General features: G+C 66.4%; 18 protein-coding genes. 10 read left to right on the top strand and 8 right to left on the bottom strand.

Going from position 1 to position 17635, the window contains the following annotated elements:
* Positions 1–6: 6 nt before the first annotated feature.
* On the bottom strand, positions 7–2202 hold the full coding sequence (locus R2C4_RS04150) for a primosomal protein N' (protein WP_141892032.1): 2196 nt from the start codon (positions 2200–2202) through the stop codon (positions 7–9).
* 81 nt (positions 2203–2283) lie between these two features.
* On the opposite strand from R2C4_RS04150, the gene fsa reads away from it, so the two are divergent.
* From fsa to R2C4_RS04115, 7 genes are all read left to right on the top strand, one after another.
* Positions 2284–2937, top strand: a complete 654-nt coding sequence (fsa, locus tag R2C4_RS04145) for a fructose-6-phosphate aldolase (RefSeq protein WP_008557895.1) — start codon at positions 2284–2286, stop codon at positions 2935–2937.
* Positions 2938–3346: 409 nt separating this feature from the next.
* Complete coding sequence (locus R2C4_RS04140; protein ID WP_141889703.1) at positions 3347–4054, top strand: DUF484 family protein; 708 nt, start codon at positions 3347–3349, stop codon at positions 4052–4054.
* Complete coding sequence (locus tag R2C4_RS04135; protein ID WP_141889702.1) at positions 4051–4971, top strand: tyrosine recombinase XerC; 921 nt, start codon at positions 4051–4053, stop codon at positions 4969–4971. Before R2C4_RS04140 ends, R2C4_RS04135 begins: the two co-directional genes overlap by 4 nt.
* Before the next feature lie 50 nt (positions 4972–5021).
* Positions 5022–5249: a GDCCVxC domain-containing (seleno)protein gene (locus tag R2C4_RS21370; RefSeq protein ID WP_141889701.1), complete on the top strand. Its 228-nt coding sequence runs from the start codon at positions 5022–5024 to the stop codon at positions 5247–5249.
* 131 nt (positions 5250–5380) lie between these two features.
* Positions 5381–5593, top strand: a complete 213-nt coding sequence (locus tag R2C4_RS04125; protein ID WP_058286604.1) for a hypothetical protein — start codon at positions 5381–5383, stop codon at positions 5591–5593.
* Between the two features lie 39 nt (positions 5594–5632).
* Positions 5633–6343: a CDP-alcohol phosphatidyltransferase family protein gene (locus R2C4_RS04120; RefSeq protein WP_058286603.1), complete on the top strand. Its 711-nt coding sequence runs from the start codon at positions 5633–5635 to the stop codon at positions 6341–6343.
* Positions 6344–6537: 194 nt separating this feature from the next.
* Entirely contained in the window at positions 6538–6897 is a 360-nt protein-coding gene (locus R2C4_RS04115; protein ID WP_141889700.1) for a hypothetical protein, read from the top strand.
* 136 nt (positions 6898–7033) lie between these two features.
* Here R2C4_RS04115 and R2C4_RS04110 read toward each other — a convergent pair whose 3' ends face one another.
* Entirely contained in the window at positions 7034–7486 is a 453-nt protein-coding gene (locus R2C4_RS04110; RefSeq protein ID WP_141889699.1) for a methylated-DNA--[protein]-cysteine S-methyltransferase, read from the bottom strand.
* 182 nt (positions 7487–7668) lie between these two features.
* Between R2C4_RS04110 and R2C4_RS04105 the strand changes: the two genes are divergently transcribed.
* Together R2C4_RS04105 and R2C4_RS04100 are read left to right on the top strand one after the other, a co-directional pair.
* The gene (locus R2C4_RS04105) at positions 7669–8058 is read left to right on the top strand and encodes a hypothetical protein (RefSeq protein ID WP_141889698.1); all 390 of its coding nucleotides are present in this window, start codon (positions 7669–7671) and stop codon (positions 8056–8058) included.
* 148 nt (positions 8059–8206) lie between these two features.
* The gene (locus R2C4_RS04100) at positions 8207–8563 is read left to right on the top strand and encodes a hypothetical protein (protein ID WP_141889697.1); all 357 of its coding nucleotides are present in this window, start codon (positions 8207–8209) and stop codon (positions 8561–8563) included.
* A gap of 27 nt (positions 8564–8590) precedes the next feature.
* On the opposite strand, the gene R2C4_RS04095 is transcribed toward R2C4_RS04100, so the two are convergent.
* From R2C4_RS04095 to R2C4_RS04070, 6 genes are all read right to left on the bottom strand, one after another.
* Positions 8591–9613 (bottom strand): transporter substrate-binding domain-containing protein, encoded by a 1023-nt coding sequence (locus tag R2C4_RS04095; protein ID WP_141889696.1) that lies wholly within the window; start codon positions 9611–9613, stop codon positions 8591–8593.
* Between the two features lie 13 nt (positions 9614–9626).
* Positions 9627–10706: a transporter substrate-binding domain-containing protein gene (locus R2C4_RS04090; protein ID WP_141889695.1), complete on the bottom strand. Its 1080-nt coding sequence runs from the start codon at positions 10704–10706 to the stop codon at positions 9627–9629.
* Positions 10707–10856: 150 nt separating this feature from the next.
* Positions 10857–11699, bottom strand: coding sequence for a hypothetical protein (locus R2C4_RS04085; protein ID WP_141889694.1), 843 nt, complete (start codon positions 11697–11699; stop codon positions 10857–10859).
* Between the two features lie 238 nt (positions 11700–11937).
* Entirely contained in the window at positions 11938–14940 is a 3003-nt protein-coding gene (gene ileS, locus R2C4_RS04080; protein WP_141889693.1) for an isoleucine--tRNA ligase, read from the bottom strand.
* 234 nt (positions 14941–15174) lie between these two features.
* Positions 15175–15663, bottom strand: coding sequence for a DUF2269 family protein (locus R2C4_RS04075; RefSeq protein WP_141889692.1), 489 nt, complete (start codon positions 15661–15663; stop codon positions 15175–15177).
* Between the two features lies 1 nt (position 15664).
* Positions 15665–16972, bottom strand: coding sequence for an SDR family oxidoreductase (locus R2C4_RS04070; RefSeq protein ID WP_141889691.1), 1308 nt, complete (start codon positions 16970–16972; stop codon positions 15665–15667).
* A 159-nt stretch (positions 16973–17131) separates the two neighbouring features.
* On the opposite strand from R2C4_RS04070, the gene R2C4_RS04065 reads away from it, so the two are divergent.
* Positions 17132–17554, top strand: coding sequence for a group III truncated hemoglobin (locus R2C4_RS04065; RefSeq protein ID WP_141889690.1), 423 nt, complete (start codon positions 17132–17134; stop codon positions 17552–17554).
* Positions 17555–17635 lie beyond the last annotated feature (81 nt).

Here is a 17635-nt window from a genome sequence, read left to right as displayed (position 1 = left end):
GCAGTCCTAAAAGAAACTCTGCGGGTCGATGTCGACGCTCAGCCGCAAGTCGCCCTTCAGCCGCAGCGGCGCGATCCAGCGGGCGATGGCGTCCTGCAGCGGCACGCCCTTGGCCGCCTTGACCAGCAGCCGCACCCGGTGGCGGCCGCGCACCCGGGCGATGGGGGCCGGGGCCGGGCCGAACAGCTGGGCGCCGATCTGGCGCAGGGGACCATCGTTGCGGGCCATCGCATTGCCGAGGTCAAACACCGCCGCCAAATCCGGACCCGACAGGATGATCCCCGCCATCCGCCCGTAGGGCGGCACGCCGGCGGCCTGGCGTTCGGCGGCTTCGGCCTTCCAGAAATTTTCCTCATCCCCCGACAGGATCGCCCGGATCACCGGGTGTTCAGGCTGAAAGGTCTGCATCAGGGCCTCTCCCGGCCGCTCGGCGCGGCCGGCCCGGCCCGCCACCTGGCGCATCAGCTGAAAGGTCCGCTCCGCCGCGCGCAGGTCGGAGCCCTGCAGGCCGAGGTCGGCGTCGATCACCCCCACCAGCGTCAGGAGCGGAAAGTTGTGGCCCTTGGCGACCAGCTGGGTGCCGAGGATGATGTCGGCCTCGCCTGCTGCAATCTCCCCGATCCTCTGTTTCAGCGCGCGGGCGGAGCCGAAGAGGTCGGAGCTGAGCACCGCGATGCGCGCCTCCGGAAACAGGGCGGTGGCTTCCTCCGCCAGACGCTCGATGCCGGGGCCGACGGGGGCCATCTTGCCCTCCACCTCGCAGGAGGGGCAGGCCTCGGGCACCGGCTTGGTTTCGCCGCACTGGTGGCACATCAGCCGCTTCATGAAACGGTGCTCGACCATCCGCGCGTCGCAATGGTCGCAGGCCACCTGCGCGCCGCAGGCACGGCAGATTGTGACCGGGGCAAAGCCGCGGCGGTTCAGGAACAGGAGCGACTGCTCGCCGCGTTCCATTCTGAGGGTCATCGCCTGCTTCAGGGTTGGCGAGATCCAGGTGGCGGGCAGCAGGTCTTCTGACCGCATGTCCACCGCGCGCATCTCCGGCAGCACCGAGGCGCCGAAGCGGGAGGTGAGGTTCAGCCGCTTGTACTTGCCCGCCTCGGCATTGGCCCAGGTCTCCAGCGAGGGCGTGGCTGAGGCCAGCACCACCTGCGCCGAACACATCGCCGCGCGCAGCACCGCCATGTCGCGGGCGTTGTAGAGCACCCCGTCCTCCTGCTTGTAGGAAGTGTCGTGCTCCTCATCGACGATGATCAGGCCAAGGTCGCGGAACGGCAGAAACAGGGCGGAACGGGCGCCGATCACCAGCTGCGCCGCCCCCTGCCCGACCATTTTCCAGACCCGGCGGCGTTCGGTCATGGTGGCGCCGGAGTGCCACTCAGCCGGTTTGGCACCGAACCGGGCCTCGACGCGGGTCAGGAATTCGGCGGTCAGCGCGATCTCCGGCAGCAGCACCAGCGCCTGCCGCCCGGCGCGCAGGGCGGCGGCAACGGCCTCCAGGTAGACCTCGGTCTTGCCGGAGCCGGTGACGCCCTTCAGCAAGGTTGTCCCGTAGCGCCCGCTGTGCACGGCATCTGCAAGCGCAGCTGCCGCGTTGGCCTGGTCGTCGGTCAATTGCTTGGAAGGCAGTTCCGGGTCCAGATGCGGATAGGGGGTGTCGCGCGGCGCTTCCTCCTCGCGCAATGCGCCCTGTTTCACCAGCCCCTTCACCACCGAAGGCGTGACATCGGCCATATCCGCCAGCTCGCGCGGGGTGAAGGCGAGGCCGCCGAACTCCTCCAGCACCTCCAGCACGCGGGTGCGGGCCTCGGTCATCCGGTCCGGCACGCCGTCGCCCCGGCGCAGGATCTTGCGCATCGAGGGCGGATCGCTGAGGCCCGGCGCGCGGGTGGCCAGCCGCAGCATCGCGGGCATCGGGGTCAGGGTGTAGTCGGCGGCTTTGCCGAGGAACTGGCGCATCTCGCTGCGCATCGGCGCGACATCCAGCACCCGGATCACCGAGCGCAGCTTGGCCGAATCGAAGTCCCCGGCACCCGGCCCCCAGACCACGCCCAGCACCTTGCGCGGCCCCAGCGGCACCTCGACATAGGCGCCGAGGTAACAGCCGCCCTCCGGCGCGCGGTAATCCAGCAGCCGGTCAAGGGGTTGCGTGGTCAGAACCCCGACCCTTTCGCCTGCCTGAAAGAACTCCTGCCCGCTCATGCTGCTGCCCATGTTGCCGCCCGTAATCCCATGAGGTAAAGGCTGAGGCGACCGAGGCCAACCCATCCAAAGGACTGCCCCATGAAATTCTTCGTAGATACCGCCGAGATCGACGCGATTGCCGAGCTGAACGATCTGGGCATGGTGGACGGTGTCACCACCAACCCGTCGCTGATCAAGAAATCCGGCCGCGACATCATCGAGGTCACCAAGGAGATCTGCGCCCTGGTCGACGGTCCGGTGTCGGCGGAAGTGACCGCAACCGATGCGGAAACCATGATCGCCGAAGGCCGCAAGCTGGTGGAGATCGCCGAGAACATCGCCGTCAAGGTGCCGCTGACCTGGGACGGCCTCAAGGCCTGCAAAACCCTGACCGATGACGGCCACATGGTGAACGTGACCCTGTGCTTCTCCGCCAACCAGGCGCTGCTGGCAGCCAAGGCGGGCGCGACCTTCATCTCCCCCTTCGTCGGGCGTCTGGATGACATCAACCTGGACGGCATGGAGCTGATCGAGGACATCCGCATCATCTATGACAACTACGGCTTTGACACGCAGATCCTGGCGGCCTCGATCCGTTCGGTGAACCACGTGCTGGATTCGGCCCGCATCGGCGCCGACGTGATCACCGCGCCGCCCGCGGTCATCAAGGCAATGGTGAACCACCCCCTGACCGACAAGGGCCTGGATGCCTTCCTCGCCGACATCAAGGCGGCAGAGATCAAGATCCTCTGATCTTCCTGCCGGACCGGATGCAACACAAGGCGCCCCGCTGCGGGCGCCTTTTTCTTTGGCCAGTGCTTCTTTGGCAGGTGTTTCTTCGGAATGTGTTGCTTTGGCCGCTGCGGGCCAAGCGCTCCCGCACCGCCAAGCCCCCCGGCTGACGCCGGGCCGCCTGGAGCGGCTTGGGCCCGGCAGCGCGCCTGCCAGCGCGCTGCCGCGGCGCTGTTGCGCCGCTGCGCCGGGCATCTGCCCGGCGCCCGGCCCAACGGGAGCGGGGCATTGCGATGCACCGGCGACGGGCGGGAGCCTGCCTGCGCGCGGCAATTTCTGCCGGTCCGGAATTTTTCCGCAGCATTGCGCGAATCCCGTGTTATACACGTCACCAAACCCGTCAGAGGTCCGGAGCCGTAAGAGTTCACCCATGAGCAGTACAAGCCCTTCAGTCAGCCTGGAAGACCAGCTGCGCGAGGCGATCCTCGCCAAACCCGACGCGGTGCTGGAAGACCAGCACCTGATGAACGCCCTGGTCGCCGCCAATGAGCGCGCGATGGGCTCCAACGTCGTCGACCTGCGCGGCATCGCGATGGAGCGGATGGCGGCGCGGCTCGACCGGCTGGAGGACACCCACCGCTCGGTCATCGCCGCGGCTTACGACAACCTGGCCGGCACCAACCTCATTCACCGCGCCGTGCTGCGGCTGCTGGAGCCGCGCGATTTCACCGCCTTCCTCGCCTGCCTGGAACAGGACATGCCGGAGATCCTGCGTGTCGATGCCCTGGCGCTGGTGCTGGAAACCGCGCAGCCCGGCGGCGCCGCGGTCGAGCGCAAGTCGGGCGCACTGAAACTGGCAGGCCCCGGCTTCACCGAAAGCTATGCCGGACAGCCCGGCAGCCAGCGCACCGTGACCCTGCGCCAGACCCAGGGCGGCAGCCCGCGGGTCTATGGGCAAAAGGCCGAATGGATCCGCTCCGAGGCCTGCCTGATGCTGGATCTGGGCGAAGGCCGCCTGCCCGGGATGCTGGTGCTGGGGTCGGAAGACCCGCATCAGTTCTCGCCGATGCAAGGCGCTGATCTGCTGGGCTTTTTCAGCGGCGTTTTCGAACGTTCGATGCGCTGCTGGCTGTCATGACCCTGATCTCCCCGGCCTGCCGCGATGCGCTGCAGCTCTGGCTGGAGCGGCTGGGCGGGCTGGAGGATGCCTCGGCCAACACGCTGGCGGCCTACCGCGGCGATGTGACCGCCTTTCTGGCCTTCATGACGCAGCACTTTGGCGGCCCGCAGGGACTGGGCGCGCTGGCGCGGATCACCACCGCCGACATGCGGGCCTGGATGGCGTCGGAGCGCAACTCCGGCACCGGCGCGCGGTCGCTGGCACGCAAGCTGTCGGCGGTCAAGACCTTCTACCGCTGGCTGGCCAAGCGCGAGGGGTTTGAGCCTGCCGCGGTGCTGCTGGCGCGCGCGCCCAAGTTTCAGAAAAAGCTGCCCCGTCCGCTGGCGCCGGAGGCCGCCAAGGCGGTGCTGGAGACGGTGGAGCTGCAATCGGACACGGACTGGGTGGCCGCCCGCGACGTGGCGGTGGTCACGCTGCTCTATGGCTGCGGCCTGCGGATTTCCGAGGCACTGGGGCTGAAGGGCGCCGACGCGCCGCTGCCGCAGGTGCTGCGCATTCTGGGCAAGGGCCGCAAGGAGCGCGTGGTGCCGGTGCTGCCCGCCGCCCGCGCCGCGGTGGACCGCTATCTGGCGCTGTGCCCGCACCCGCAGGAACGCGCGGCGCCGCTGTTCCGCGGTGTGCGCGGCGGCGCGCTGAACCCGCGCCAGATCCAGGAGGTGATGGCCAAGACCCGTGCCCAGCTGGGGCTGCCCGCCACCGCGACCCCGCATGCGCTGCGCCACAGCTTTGCCACCCACCTGCTGGAGGCGGGCGGCGATCTGCGCGCCATTCAAGAGCTTTTGGGCCATGCGTCGCTGTCGACCACCCAGGCCTATACGGCAGTGGACACCGCCCATCTGATGGATGTCTACATGCGCGCCCACCCCAAGGCGTGACTTGACCCGGCGCGGTTTCCGGCCTTTGCTGGCACCAGGGAGGCCTGCCCATGCCCGTCTCACAGCCTGAAGACCCCATCCTGACCAGCACGCTCACCTGCCCGTCCTGCGGGCATCAGGCGACGGAAAGGATGCCGCAAGACGCCTGCCAATGGTTCCACGAATGCCCGGGCTGCCGCAGCCTGCTGCGGCCCCGGCCCGGCGACTGCTGCGTGTTCTGTTCTTACGGCACCGTGCCCTGCCCGCCGGTGCAAACAGGACGCGGCTGCTGCGGCTGAGCCCGCCGGCGCCGGATCGGCCGGCCTGAGCTCGATTAGCTAAAATGCGCGCTATTTTTGCACGCTGCGGCAAGCCGGTGTTAAGGCCGCTGCGGCTTTATGGCGGAAACCGATCCAGAAAGGATTCCGCTATGACCATTCCCGGTTCTGCCGCCCTCTATGCCGATGGCGCCCCTGCCGCCCCCGCCCCGCCGCCCGGCGGCCAGCCGCGGGAGCGGATGGGCGATCTGCCGTGCGGGGCGCCGTTCTCCTCCCCCGATATCACCGACCCCGTCCCCTTTGGCCGCCGCATGGCCCGCATCCAGTTTTTTGCCGGCACGGAATTCCGCTCAAAGCTGCATTGAACGGTTGCGGGACCGGGGCAAATTCGCCATCAGGGACCCATGACACCACAGATCCGCGCCCTCTCCGTTCACCTGCTCACCGCAACCGGCGCCGTCTTCGCCATGCTGTCGATGCTGGCAGCGGCGGAGGGCAAGTGGAGCCTGATGTTCGTCTGGCTGGTGGTCGCCTTTGCGGTGGACGGCATCGACGGCCCGCTGGCGCGGCATTACCACGTCAAGCGCTATTCGCCTGAGTTCGACGGGGTCCTGCTGGACCTGATCATCGACTATCTGACCTATGTGTTCATCCCCGCCTTTGCGCTGTTCCAATCGGGGCTGATGGCGGGCTGGACCGGCTGGTTTGCGATCATCGTGATCACCTTTGGCAGCGCGATGTATTTTGCCGACACGCGGATGAAGACCAAGGACAATTCCTTCTCCGGGTTTCCGGGCTGCTGGAACATGCTGGTGCTGGTGATCTTTGCGCTGGAGCCCAGCCATTGGACCAGCCTGGTGCTGGTGACGCTGCTGTCCATTGCCATGTTCCTGCCGCTGAAATTCATTCATCCGGTGCGCACAGCCCGCTGGCGCAAGGTCTCGCTGCCGATGGCGCTGGCCTGGACGTTCTTTGCCGGCTGGGCCGCCTGGGTCGATTTCCACCCGTCCAGCTGGGCCCATTGGGGTCTGGTGGTCACCTCGGTCTACCTGCTGTTTGTCGGCATCGCCCAGCAGATCATTCCCGAACGCCGCCGCGCGCCCTCGCATCCCTGATCCTGCCGCGGCCCGCACGCGCGGCCCTGCACCGGCCACGCATTTTCGCAGGCGCCCCAGGGCTTTGGCAAACCGCCGAAAGTTTGAATGGGTTTTGCATTAGAAAGCGGCCGCGCCGGTAAGCCGGATTTAACGGGCAACTGCGGACACTGACCGGGACTTTGCCCTCGCGGCAGCGATCACAGGAGACCGCCATGCATTCCGTATCCGCCCCTGCCCTCGCCCCAAGCGGGCTGAGCAACGCCTTGAACGCAGTGACCGGCAGCAAACAGCCGGGGCCGCCCGACCATGCCAAGGCCTGGGGCTGGCGCGCCAAGCAGGCCGGCGCCGCCGAGGCCGCACAGCCGCCGGCGGGCGGCACCTCCGGCACCGCGGAGACCGGCGGCGCAGCCCCGGCAGACAGCGCCGCAGAAGCCGCCGCCGCACCCGTCTCTGAGGCTCCGTCCGAAGCTGATATGGAATCGGTGATCCTGGCGCTGATCAGCGATTTTTCCGAAACTTCCGGCGCGGACACCGCACCGCTGTATGACCAGGTGAAGGCCCTGTTTGCCTGACCCCTTGCCGTGCCGCCCCCCCGGCACGATTTGCTCCCGCGGGGACGCTGCCCCGCTGTGCCCTGCGGGCCTGGAACCCCTGTTTCTTATTCAGCGCAATTGAAGCCCCGCAAGACACAGCGGCCAGCCTGCAAGGTCAGATCAGCAGGCCCGCGGCGCCTTCGTGTTTCAGCAGGGCAACCTTGGTTTCCACCCCGCCCTGGCCGGAAAACCCGCCCAGCCCCGTGGCGCTGAGCACGCGGTGGCAGGGGATGATCACAGGGATCGGATTGCCGCCGCAGGCATTGCCCACCGGCTGGGGCGGGGCGCCGAGATCCTTGGCAATCTCCCCATAGGTGCGGGTTTCGCCAAAAGGGATCGCCTGCATCGCCTCGCAAACCGCCTTTTGGAACTCAGAACCCTCCACATGCAGCGGCAGATCGAATTCCGTCAGCTCCCCGGCGAAATAGGCGCGCAGCTGCGCCACTGCCCGGTCCAGCAAGGCCGACCGCCCCGTTGCCGCCGCAGACCAGTCCAGCCGCACAAGCGCACCGCCCCGTTCTGTCACGCTGAGCGCGCCGACAGGTGTTTCAAGGCTGGCTGAAATCATCCTGCCTCCCCGGCTCTGCCACAGGCCCCATCATCCCCGGGAATTTCCCTGCTGGCAAGGCCGCCTGCGCCCGGTTGCCGCAAGCGCGGTTAATGCCGCGTTAACCAATGCTAAGAGTTCCTCACCCAATTACATCAAATTATCATAAAGTGGGTCTCAAGAACGAAGCGAAGGGTAATCAAATGCTGTCTGCAGTTTCCGGCACCGCCAGTCTCTATAACGGCATGAAGCAGATGCAGGCTGCGTACCGCAAGCAGCCCATGATCGCGGAGGCAGGCGGCCAGCCGGTGGATACGCCGCTGATCGACGGCACCACCCGGGGCATCGGCCGCAGCCTGCAGCGGCAGCAGGTGCTGAGCGACGCCCGCACGGAGGCGCTGACTGCGCAGTATATCGGCCCGGCCCGCGACGCGGCCCGCACCGGTGCGCTGAACCTGAAGCAGGTGAACGACATCGGCATGGCCGCGTTCTATCAGGACCTGATGAATGGCTGCCAGGCCGGCCCCAAACCGGTCAGTGCGCTTCAGGCGGAAGCCAGCTATATCAAGGCCCGGCTTATCACCGGCTCATAAGGCCGGCTTCCAGGCTGGTTTTTCAGGCCCATTTGCGGGCCGCCCGCCCGGCCGCTACGCCCTGCGGAACCGCGTTAACCTGCTGTTAAGCGTCTTATGTTAACCTTCGCTTAAGACCGGTTCACAGCCAACGCGAAGGACCCGCTCTATGTTTTTGCCAGTTTCAGGAAGGGTAGATCCTGTCAAACCGAACCGCGGCCATCTGACCGCCCGTCCGGTTGTGCGCTCAGATGACCCGGACCGCAGCGAATCCGCAAACACCAGCCCGCGGGAGCAGGAACCGCATGGCCATCCGCAGGACCCGTCCGGCCGCGATGACCGCCGCAGCCGTCCGGCCGCCGCCGCCCAGCAGGGCACCGGACCGGCGTCCGGCCTGCCGCAGGAAAACCCGGTCCTGGCAGAGCACCTTCTGCTGCAGCGCGCCGAACATCAGGACCCGGGCAGCGAGGCCGAATGCGAGGCGGCCTGCCACGCCTACAAGGCGGTCAAAACCCTGTCAGCCTGACGCAGCCGCCTCTTTGTGCGCCGCCCCTTATTGCAGCTGCGCCCAAAACAGCTCCAGGTGGCGCGACATGATCTCTTCGAACCGGCCGCTGCCGCGCAGCTTTTGCAGGCCCGCATTGATCCGGTAAAGATGGGTGGTGCCGCGCCAGTGGCGCTTGGAAATCACCACATGCAGGCCCTCTTCCGACAGCGGTTTTTCCAGCGGCACGACGGTGTCGCGCAGCCCTTCCCCAACGATTGTGCTGGCGCCCAGGAACAGGTTGACCGCAACCGCGTCCACCTTGCCCTCTGCCACCATGCGGAAGCAATCGGCGGGGGTCTTCGGCTGCACCAGAGTGATTTTGCCGCCGTCCAGCCAGCGGCGCCCGGGACGGTTCAGATCATGGGTGAAATAACCGGCCGGGCGGCACAGGGTCTTGCCCTCGACGTCGGCGTCCTCGCGGTAGTCAAAGCCGCTGTCGGCGCGGGCAAACAGCATGATCGGCAAGGTCATCACCGGGTCCGAGAAATGGAAGCTGGCGCAGCGCTCATTGTCCGGCTCAGCCGCGCAGTCGGGCTTGAGCCAAGGGAAGCCCATATCGAATTCCTTCTGGTCCAGCATCGGGAACAGGTGCTTGGACCAGTCATCCTCCCAGCTCACCGAATAGCTGACTGGCGCAGGCGCCAGCTCCAGCGCGGCGTTGACCAGTTCGGTCACCATCCCCTGCCCCGGCAGGCCGCGGCCGGTGAACGGCGCATAGCCGCCGCCGGTCAGCAGCGTCAGCTCTGCCTTTTCCTGGCGCAGCGGCGTGGCATCCGGGGCGGTGGCGCCGGTGATGCAGGGGATGAACAGCTTGCGGCCCGGCAGCACCGTCGCGCCCGCCAGCAGTTTCTGGTTGTGGTAATAGACCAGCGTCCAGCGCTCGCGGTCGCCATAGTGGGTCTCGGCGATGGAAAACAGCGTGTCGCCGGGCTGCGCCACATAGTCGACATCGCAGATCGCCCAGGCGGCGGCCGGCGCCAGGCTGAAGAAGGCGGCCAACTGGATAAGGCGGGAGAACAGCCGTTTCATGATGGCATCCCCCTCAGAAACCGGCCCAGATCCGGGCCATGTGGTCTTCGACAATCGCCTGATAGCTGCCGTCCTCCTGGATGCTGCGCAGGCCGGTGTTGACCATCGACAGCATCTGATCCGCGCGCGGATGGGTCTTGTGGACCACCACATAGATGCCCAGCACCGACAAGGGCTGCGGCAGGACGGTGAACCGGTCCTCCAGCCCGTGCTCCTTCATCACGCTGCGGCCGGTGAATTCGTTGATTGCCACCGCATCGGCCTCGCCCGCGGCCACCATGTCAAAACAGTCCTTCACCTTGTGCGGCTGCTTCAGGGTGATCTTCTTCTCCGCAATCCAGTTGCGGCCGCGCTCATCCAGATCAAAGGTCAGATAGCCCGCGGGGCGGCACAGTGTCTTGCCCTCGATGTCGCTGTCCTGCTCAAAGGCGAAGGGCCGGCTGCTGTCGGCAAACAGCAGCATCAGGGTTTCGAACATCGGCTCCGAGAAGTGGAAGTTCTGGCAGCGGTAGCTGTCCGGCATGGTTTCGCAGTCGGGCTTGTACCAGGGGAAGCCCAGGTCCAGGAGCGCGTTGGACAGCAGCGGGTCGAAATGCGAGGCCCAGTCGTTCACCCAGTGGATGGCGTAGCCTTCGGCCGGCGCCGCCTTGGCCATGGCGGCGTTCACCACCTCGGTGATCAGCCCGCCATTGTGCGAAGCCTTGGAGGTGAACGGCGCATAGTCGTCGCCGGTCAGCAGGTTGATCTTCTTGCGCACAGCGGCATTGCCCGGCGCCACCTTGACCGGCACCGCAGCGGCCGGGGCGGCGGCGCTGATCTCCTTGCCGCCCGGCAGGCCCAGCGGCAGCCCTTCCAGGCAGGCCAGCGACAGCTTCATGCCGGCCCGGATCGCGTTCGGCTTGGGGCCGATCTGGTCGATGTTGCGATTGTGGATGGCGCTCCACTTGCCCGCGTCCTTGTACATCTTGTCGGCAATCACCGACAGGCTGTCGCCGGACTGCACGGTATACACCCCGCCGCAGGTCTCTGCGGCTGCGGAGTTGGCGGCAAGCGCAAACAGCCCCATGGCTGCGGCAGCGAAAAAGGTCTTCATGGTCCCCCCGGAAGTCTTGAGCACCGCGGCCGTTTTCGGCCTGCGGCGCGGGTCTGTGTTGTTTTTGTTATGAAAAGCCGCCGGTCTGACAGCACCACAATCTGTGCGGGCATCCCGGTGGCAGCTCCGGCGCAGCCGCCGGAGCAAAGGTCAATTGCCGACGAATAGCGCCAGCAGCGTGGCGGTGTCGACCCGCCCGCCGGCGTCAATCAGGCTGGCGGGCACGGTGATTTCCCGGCGCGCATAGGCGCCGTTCACCATCTGGTCGATGTAGGCCTCCGACTGGCCCTGGGCGGCGGCGGTCATCACCATTTTGAACAGCGCGGTGCCTTCGGCAGGCGCCGCAGCGGCGGCGGCCGGCGTTGCAGGGCCGGGCTCGGCCTGCTTGCTGCGCAGCGCGGCCAGCGTGCCGGCGGTGATACGGGCAACCAAAGCGTCCTCGCCGCTGCCTGCGCCCTCGGCCAAGCCCGCAGCCGAAGCCGCCCCGGCGGGAAGAACCGCGTCCGGCGCCAGGCTGGCCTGGTCAATGTCCGCAGGCGTGGTGCCACCGCCGAACTGGAAATAAAGCAGCATGGCAGAAGCCACCGCCAGCCCGGCAGCGGCCAGGCCCAGTTTCGGCAGGGGGCTTCCGGTTTCAGCATTCGGCAGGGGGCTTCCGGTTTCAGCAGCGGCAAAGGGCTGCAGTTCTGCCCGCGCCGCCCGGGCGGCAAAGGCCGCCTTAACTGCTTTTGCCGCCTTCAAAACTATTAGGGTTCGGGCAGGCGCCTGCTGCGCGGCGGGCGCAGGTATTTGCGCTGCCTTCGCTGCACTTGTCACAACGGGTTCAGACGTCTTGACCGGGTCCATCACGCTGCTTGCCGTTGGGCCCGCACCGCCAGCCACCAGCCCGACTTTCATGTTTTTCGGCGCAGAGATCCCGTCAATCCGGACTGCCATTTTGCGCGGCGTGCCAAACTCGACCGCCGGTTGCGCGTCCGCTTTCAGCTTCAGCATTAAAAACTGCCCCCCCTGCCCCATGCCATGTTTTTGAATGAATGGCTGAAAATCTTCATAGAATTAACGAATTCTTAACCAGTTGTGGAAAACCGGTCAACATCTAGAGGAATCCAAAACCCTTGGACACAAGGCAGCACCCGGGAAAAGTGCAGGGAGTTGCGTAATAGCATCGCAAAAACGACAGCGCCCGGCCATCGGGCCGGGCGCTGCACTCAATTACGGGGTGAGCGGCGGGTCAGCTCAGCGCGCTGTCGCAGCGGCCACAGACGCCCGCGTGGCTGTGGCGGCCCACATCCGGCAGGATCTTCCAGCAGCGCTGGCACTTATCGCCTTCGGCCTTCTCAAACACCACTGAGACGCCATCCACCTCCGGCATCCGGAAGGCTTCGGCCGGGGCAGGGTCATTGGTCAGCATGATATCCGAGGTGATGCAGATATCGGCGAAGTTGACCGATTTCAGCGCCGCCAGCGCCTCCTTGTCGCGCACATGCACCACCGGCGCGGCCTCCAGCGAGGCACCGATCACCTTGTCGGTGCGCTGCACCTCCAGCGCCGCGGTCACCACCCGGCGGGCCTGGCGGATCTTGGACCATTTATCGGCCAGCGGCGGGTTCAGCCAGTCCGCCGGGGTTTCCGGGATGTCCTGCAGGTGAACAGAGCTGCCCTCGCCCGGATATTTCTCCAGCCAGACCTCTTCCATGGTGAAGACCAGGATCGGCGCCAGCCAAGTGGTCAGGCGGTGGAACAGGATGTCCAGAACGGTGCGCGCGGCGCGGGCATTCAGCGTGTCGCCGTCGCAGTAGAGCGCATCCTTGCGGATGTCGAAGTAGAAGGCCGACAGATCCACAGTGGCAAAGTTGAAGACCGACGAGAACACACCCTGGAAGTCAAACGACTGGTAGCCGCTGCGCACCTTCTGGTCGAGTTCCGCAAGACGGTGCAGCACCCAGCGTTCCAGCTCCGGCATATCCTCCGGCGCCACCCGCTGCTCTTCGCGGAAGTCGCCCAGCGACCCCAGCATGAACCGCATGGTATTGCGCAGGCGGCGGTAGCTGTCGGCGGTGCCCTTCAGGATCTCCGGCCCGATCCGCTGGTCGGCGGTATAGTCGGTCTGGGCCACCCACAGGCGCAGGATGTCGGCGCCGTATTGTTTGACGACCTCCTCCGGCACGATGGTGTTGCCGAGCGATTTGGACATCTTCATGCCCTTCTCGTCCAGCGTGAAGCCGTGGGTCACCACGTTGCGGTAGGGCGCGCGGCCCTTGGTGCCGCAGGCCTGCAGCAGAGAGGAGTGGAACCAGCCGCGGTGCTGGTCGGTGCCTTCCATGTAGACGTCGGCAATGCCGTCCTCGGTGCCGTCTTCGCGGTCGCGCAGCACAAAGGCATGGGTCGAGCCGGAGTCGAACCATACGTCCAGCACGTCGAACACCTGGTCGTAATCGTCCGGGTCCACGCTGTTCCCCAGAACCCGCGCCTTGAAGCCGTCCTCGTACCAGACATCGGCGCCGTGCTCCTCGAACTCGGCCACGATGCGCTTGTTCACGTCCTCGTTGCGCAGCAGGAAATCCGCATCGGTCGGCAGCGCGCCCTTCCTGGTAAAGCAGGTAAGCGGCACGCCCCAGGCGCGCTGGCGGCTCAGCACCCAGTCGGGGCGGCTTTCGATCATCGAGAACAGGCGGTTGCGGCCGGTCTGCGGGTACCACTTCACCAGCTCGTCGATCGAGCGCAGGGCGCGTTCGCGGATGCTGTCACCCATCTCGCCCATGCCGTCATCCAGCTTGCGGTCGACAGAGGCGAACCACTGCGGCGTGTTGCGGTAGATGATCGGCGCCTTGGAGCGCCAGGAATGCGGGTAGCTGTGCTTGATCTTGCCGCGCGCCAGCAGGCCGCCGACCTCTACCAGCTTGTCGATGATGGTCTTGTTGGCATCGCCCTCGCCGCCCTTGCGGTTGAGGATGTAGGTGCCGCCGAAGAACGGCAGGTCAGCCCGGAAGCCGCCGTCGTCCATGACGTTATAGGTGATCATCTGCTCCAGCATGTTCAGATCACGGTAGAGCTCGAACTCCTCCATCCCGTGGCTCGGTGCACAGTGGACAAAGCCGGTGCCTTCGGTGTCGGTCACGAAGCTGGCGGCGCGGAAGTCGCGGATGCCGTCCCATTCGCCGTTCGAGCCTTCGGCGCCGGCCAGCGGATGCTTCAGCGACAAGCTGGACAGTTCCTCGGCGGAAACCCCGCGCAGGCGGGTATACTGGTCCTCGCTCAGACGCGCGCGTTTGAATACATCCGCGGCCAGGTTGTCAGCCAGCAGGAAGCGGTCGCCCGCCGCGGCCCAGCATTCGTCCGGGGTGCCCGTGACTTCATAAAGGCCATAGGCAATGTCCGCACCGTAAACCACTGCCTTGTTCGACGGGATGGTCCAGGGGGTGGTGGTCCAGATCACCACATGGGCGCCTTCCAGATCCTGCGCAACGATCGCCGAGTCGGCGCCGGCATAATCGGCATCCTCGCCGTCAGCAGCCACGAAGCCGCCGGCCTCGGCCACCTTGAACTTCACCCAGATGGTGAAGCTTTCCTTGTCGTGATACTCGACCTCGGCCTCGGCCAGGGCGGTTTTCTCGACAGGCGACCACATCACCGGCTTGGAGCCTTGGTAGAGCGTGCCGTTCATCAGGAACTTCATGAACTCGTCTGCGATGACCGCCTCGGCGTGGTAGTTCATGGTCAGATACGGATCGTCCCAGTTGCCGGTGATGCCCAGCCGCTTGAACTCCTCGCGCTGTATTTCGACCCAGCTGTCGGCAAAGGCGCGGCATTCCTGGCGGAATTCCACGACCGGCACCGCGTCCTTGTTCTTGCCCTTCTTGCGGTACTGCTCCTCGATCTTCCATTCGATCGGCAGGCCGTGGCAGTCCCAGCCCGGCACATAGCGCGCGTCAAAGCCCATCATCTGGTGCGAGCGCACGATCATGTCCTTGATGGTCTTGTTCAGCGCGTGGCCGATGTGCAGGTGGCCGTTGGCGTAGGGGGGGCCGTCATGCAGGGTGAAGGGTTTGCGCTCCGCGTCCGAGCCCTTGGCCGCGGCGGCCTTCTCGCGGAGTTTGTCGTAGACGCCGATCTGCGCCCAGCGTTCCAGCCAGGCAGGCTCGCGCTTGGGCAGGCCCGCGCGCATCGGGAAATCGGTTTTCGGCAGATTGAGAGTGTCTTTGTAGTCAGGCGTCTGGGGCGTGTCGGCGCACATCGGGGGCGTCCTTTGGATGATCAAGGTCGGAAATTGGGATATTCGGTTCGGCGCGATGGCTCAAGCGCCTTTGCCCGGCGGCTCAATGGTTTCAGAGCGCCGGGGATATAATTCGAATAATGATGGCCGCGAATAGGGACATGCGGGCCTTATAGGCCTGTGCAGCGGAGGCGTAAAGCGGCAGTTGCGCCGCATGCTGGTGAGGATGGCAGCGGGCGGAGGCACCCGCCCTGCTCAGCGCGCCAGCCAGACGCCCAGATCAGGCCGCGCCAGCATCAGCCAGAGGATTGCCAGCACCGCGGCAAAGGCGGGAATGCCGCAGGCAAACCAGATGGCGAACAGGCGATGGTAGCGCGCGGGCAGCGCCTGACCCGCCTCCGCCGCCGCCCGCGCCAGGTCGCGCAGCCGCAGCTGGATCCAGACCACCGGCAGCCAGAACGCCCCGGTCAGCACATAAAGCCCCAGCGACAGCGCCAGCCAGCCTTCGCCGAGCGGCCAGCCCAGCCGCCAGGCCAGCAGCCCGCCAGTGACCGGCTGAGCGATGACCGCCGTGGCGGTGAACAACAAGTCCGCCAGCACCACCACAGAAGCCGTATGGGCAACAAGCACCGTGTCTTTTGTGCGGTGCGCCATCAGCATGAAGAAGGCGATACCGGCCCCGGTGCCCAAAAGCACGCAGGCACCGGTCACATGCAGCCAGCGAAGCACAAGGTCGAGGTCCATTTCAGCGCTCCTGCAGCAGTTGATGGGTGATCAGCGCCAGCAGAACCCCCGGCACCACCTTAACCAGCGGCCCCAGCGGGTCGGCCCACATCTGCGGCGTGACCGCGGTGGCCGCGGCCAGATAGAGCAGGGAGACCGCCGCCATGCCCAGGCAAGCGCGTGCCGCCCAAGGCCGCCAGAGGATTGCCAGCCCCAAGGCAATGTCAGCCAGCGACCAGAACACAACGCTGGTTTTGGCCAGCAGGCCGCTCCAGCCGGCATCCATCAGCACATTCGCCGCAGCCTCCAGCTGCCACAATCCGATCAGCCCTGAGGCCAGCCAGAATACGCTCAGCACGGCGGCAGCGATTGGCATAATAAGGGCCATCCGCGCGTCCAGGCGCTGGGCACGCCCTGAAGGCAGCGCGTGATAGAGTTTGTTCAGCGGCGCCATCCCCTGCCCCGTGGCAGCCCGGTACGCGGCAGGATCGCCGCGCACGCCGTTCTGGATTTCGGCAATTGCGGTCTTGCGCAGCGGCGAACGCCAGCCCAGGCGCCCCAAAGCATCGGCACAACCCGCCACCGGCGGCAGCAGCCACGACGGGAACCGCACCGCCAACCGGGCAGGCGGGAACCCCAGCCAAGCGCGCGTCACTGCCAGGACCTCCTCCAGAGTGTGCGGCTGATCCTCCACCAGATCATAGGTGCCTTGCGGCAGGCCGCCCTTCAGTGCGGCAACCACCGCCGCCGCCAGATCCGCCATTCCGATGCATTGCACCGGCGCCTCGGCCAGCGCCACGGGCTGCACCAGCGGCACGGCCGCCAGCATCCGCAGCAGCCTTGTGCCGCCATAGGCGTCCTGCCCGATCACCAGTCCCGGCTTCAGGATCCGGAAAGCTGCGCCGGAGGCCCGCAAGGCCGCGTCGCCCCGTCCCTTGCTGCGCATGAACTCCGTCCCGGCCTCAGGCCTCGCGCCCGCTGCCGACACCTGCACAACCGGGATGCCACGCGCCGCGCAGGCCGCACCCAGCGCCGCGATGGCGGTATGGTGCACGGCCTCCAGCTCTCCCGGCGCCATGTCCTGCAGGACGCCTGCGCAGTTCACTACGCCATCCACGCCCTGCAGCAAAGGCGCCCAGTCCTCAGCCCGCAGAAGCTGCAGCAGGTCGCCCTTCACAAACGGCACACCCGGCAATACCCGCGCCGCCTGCGCGGCGCTGCGGCCCAAACCGGCAACATCGAACCCGGCGGCTCGCACGGCCCGGACCACCTCGGCACCGATAAACCCGTAGGCGCCCAGAACCAGCACCCGCATAGTGTTCCCCGCCATCAATGAATGCCTTTTTGAAAAAATCTCCCGCTCACCATAACGGCAGGATCCTCAGGCACCAGCGGCGCCGCGAACGAGCGCTGCGGCAGATGCGTCTTACCCCTTCCGCTGGTCCCGGCTTCGGCATATCTAGCGCACAAAGGCAGGCCGGAGCACACAATGACCGACACCGAAACGCAAAACCCGCTGGCGCGGTTCGAAATCACTGCTGAGGAAATCTCCCGGGTGGTCGCAGTGTTCTACGCCCGCGTGCGCACGCACGATGTGCTGGGGCCGGTCTTTGCCGCGCATGTCTCCGACTGGCCGGAGCATGAGGGGAAGATCGCAAACTTCTGGCGCAATGCGATCCTGCGCGAGCGCAGCTACAGCGGCAATCCGATGCGGGTGCATGTCTCGCGGCCCGACGTGAAGGCAGAGCATTTCCCGCTGTGGCTCGGCCTGTTCCACGAGGTGCTGCGGGCCGAGCTGCCAGCGCAGACCGCGCTGCAATGGGGGGCCTTGGCCGACCGCATCGGCGAGGGCTTCCGCACCGGCATCGTGGCGATGCGCCAGCCCAAGGACCAGCCGCCGAAACTGTTCTGACCCCGCCCCACCGCAGCGCTCCCGCACCTGCTGGCGGCCTGGCTGCGCCAGACCGCATCAGCAGCCTTGGGCGCGGCTCAT

Origin of the sequence: Leisingera aquaemixtae (assembly GCF_006740765.1) — a bacterium.
Classification (GTDB): domain Bacteria; phylum Pseudomonadota; class Alphaproteobacteria; order Rhodobacterales; family Rhodobacteraceae; genus Leisingera; species Leisingera aquaemixtae.
The sequence above is the reverse complement of the archived record's forward strand: the minus strand, read 5'-3'. Positions and strand labels throughout refer to the sequence as shown.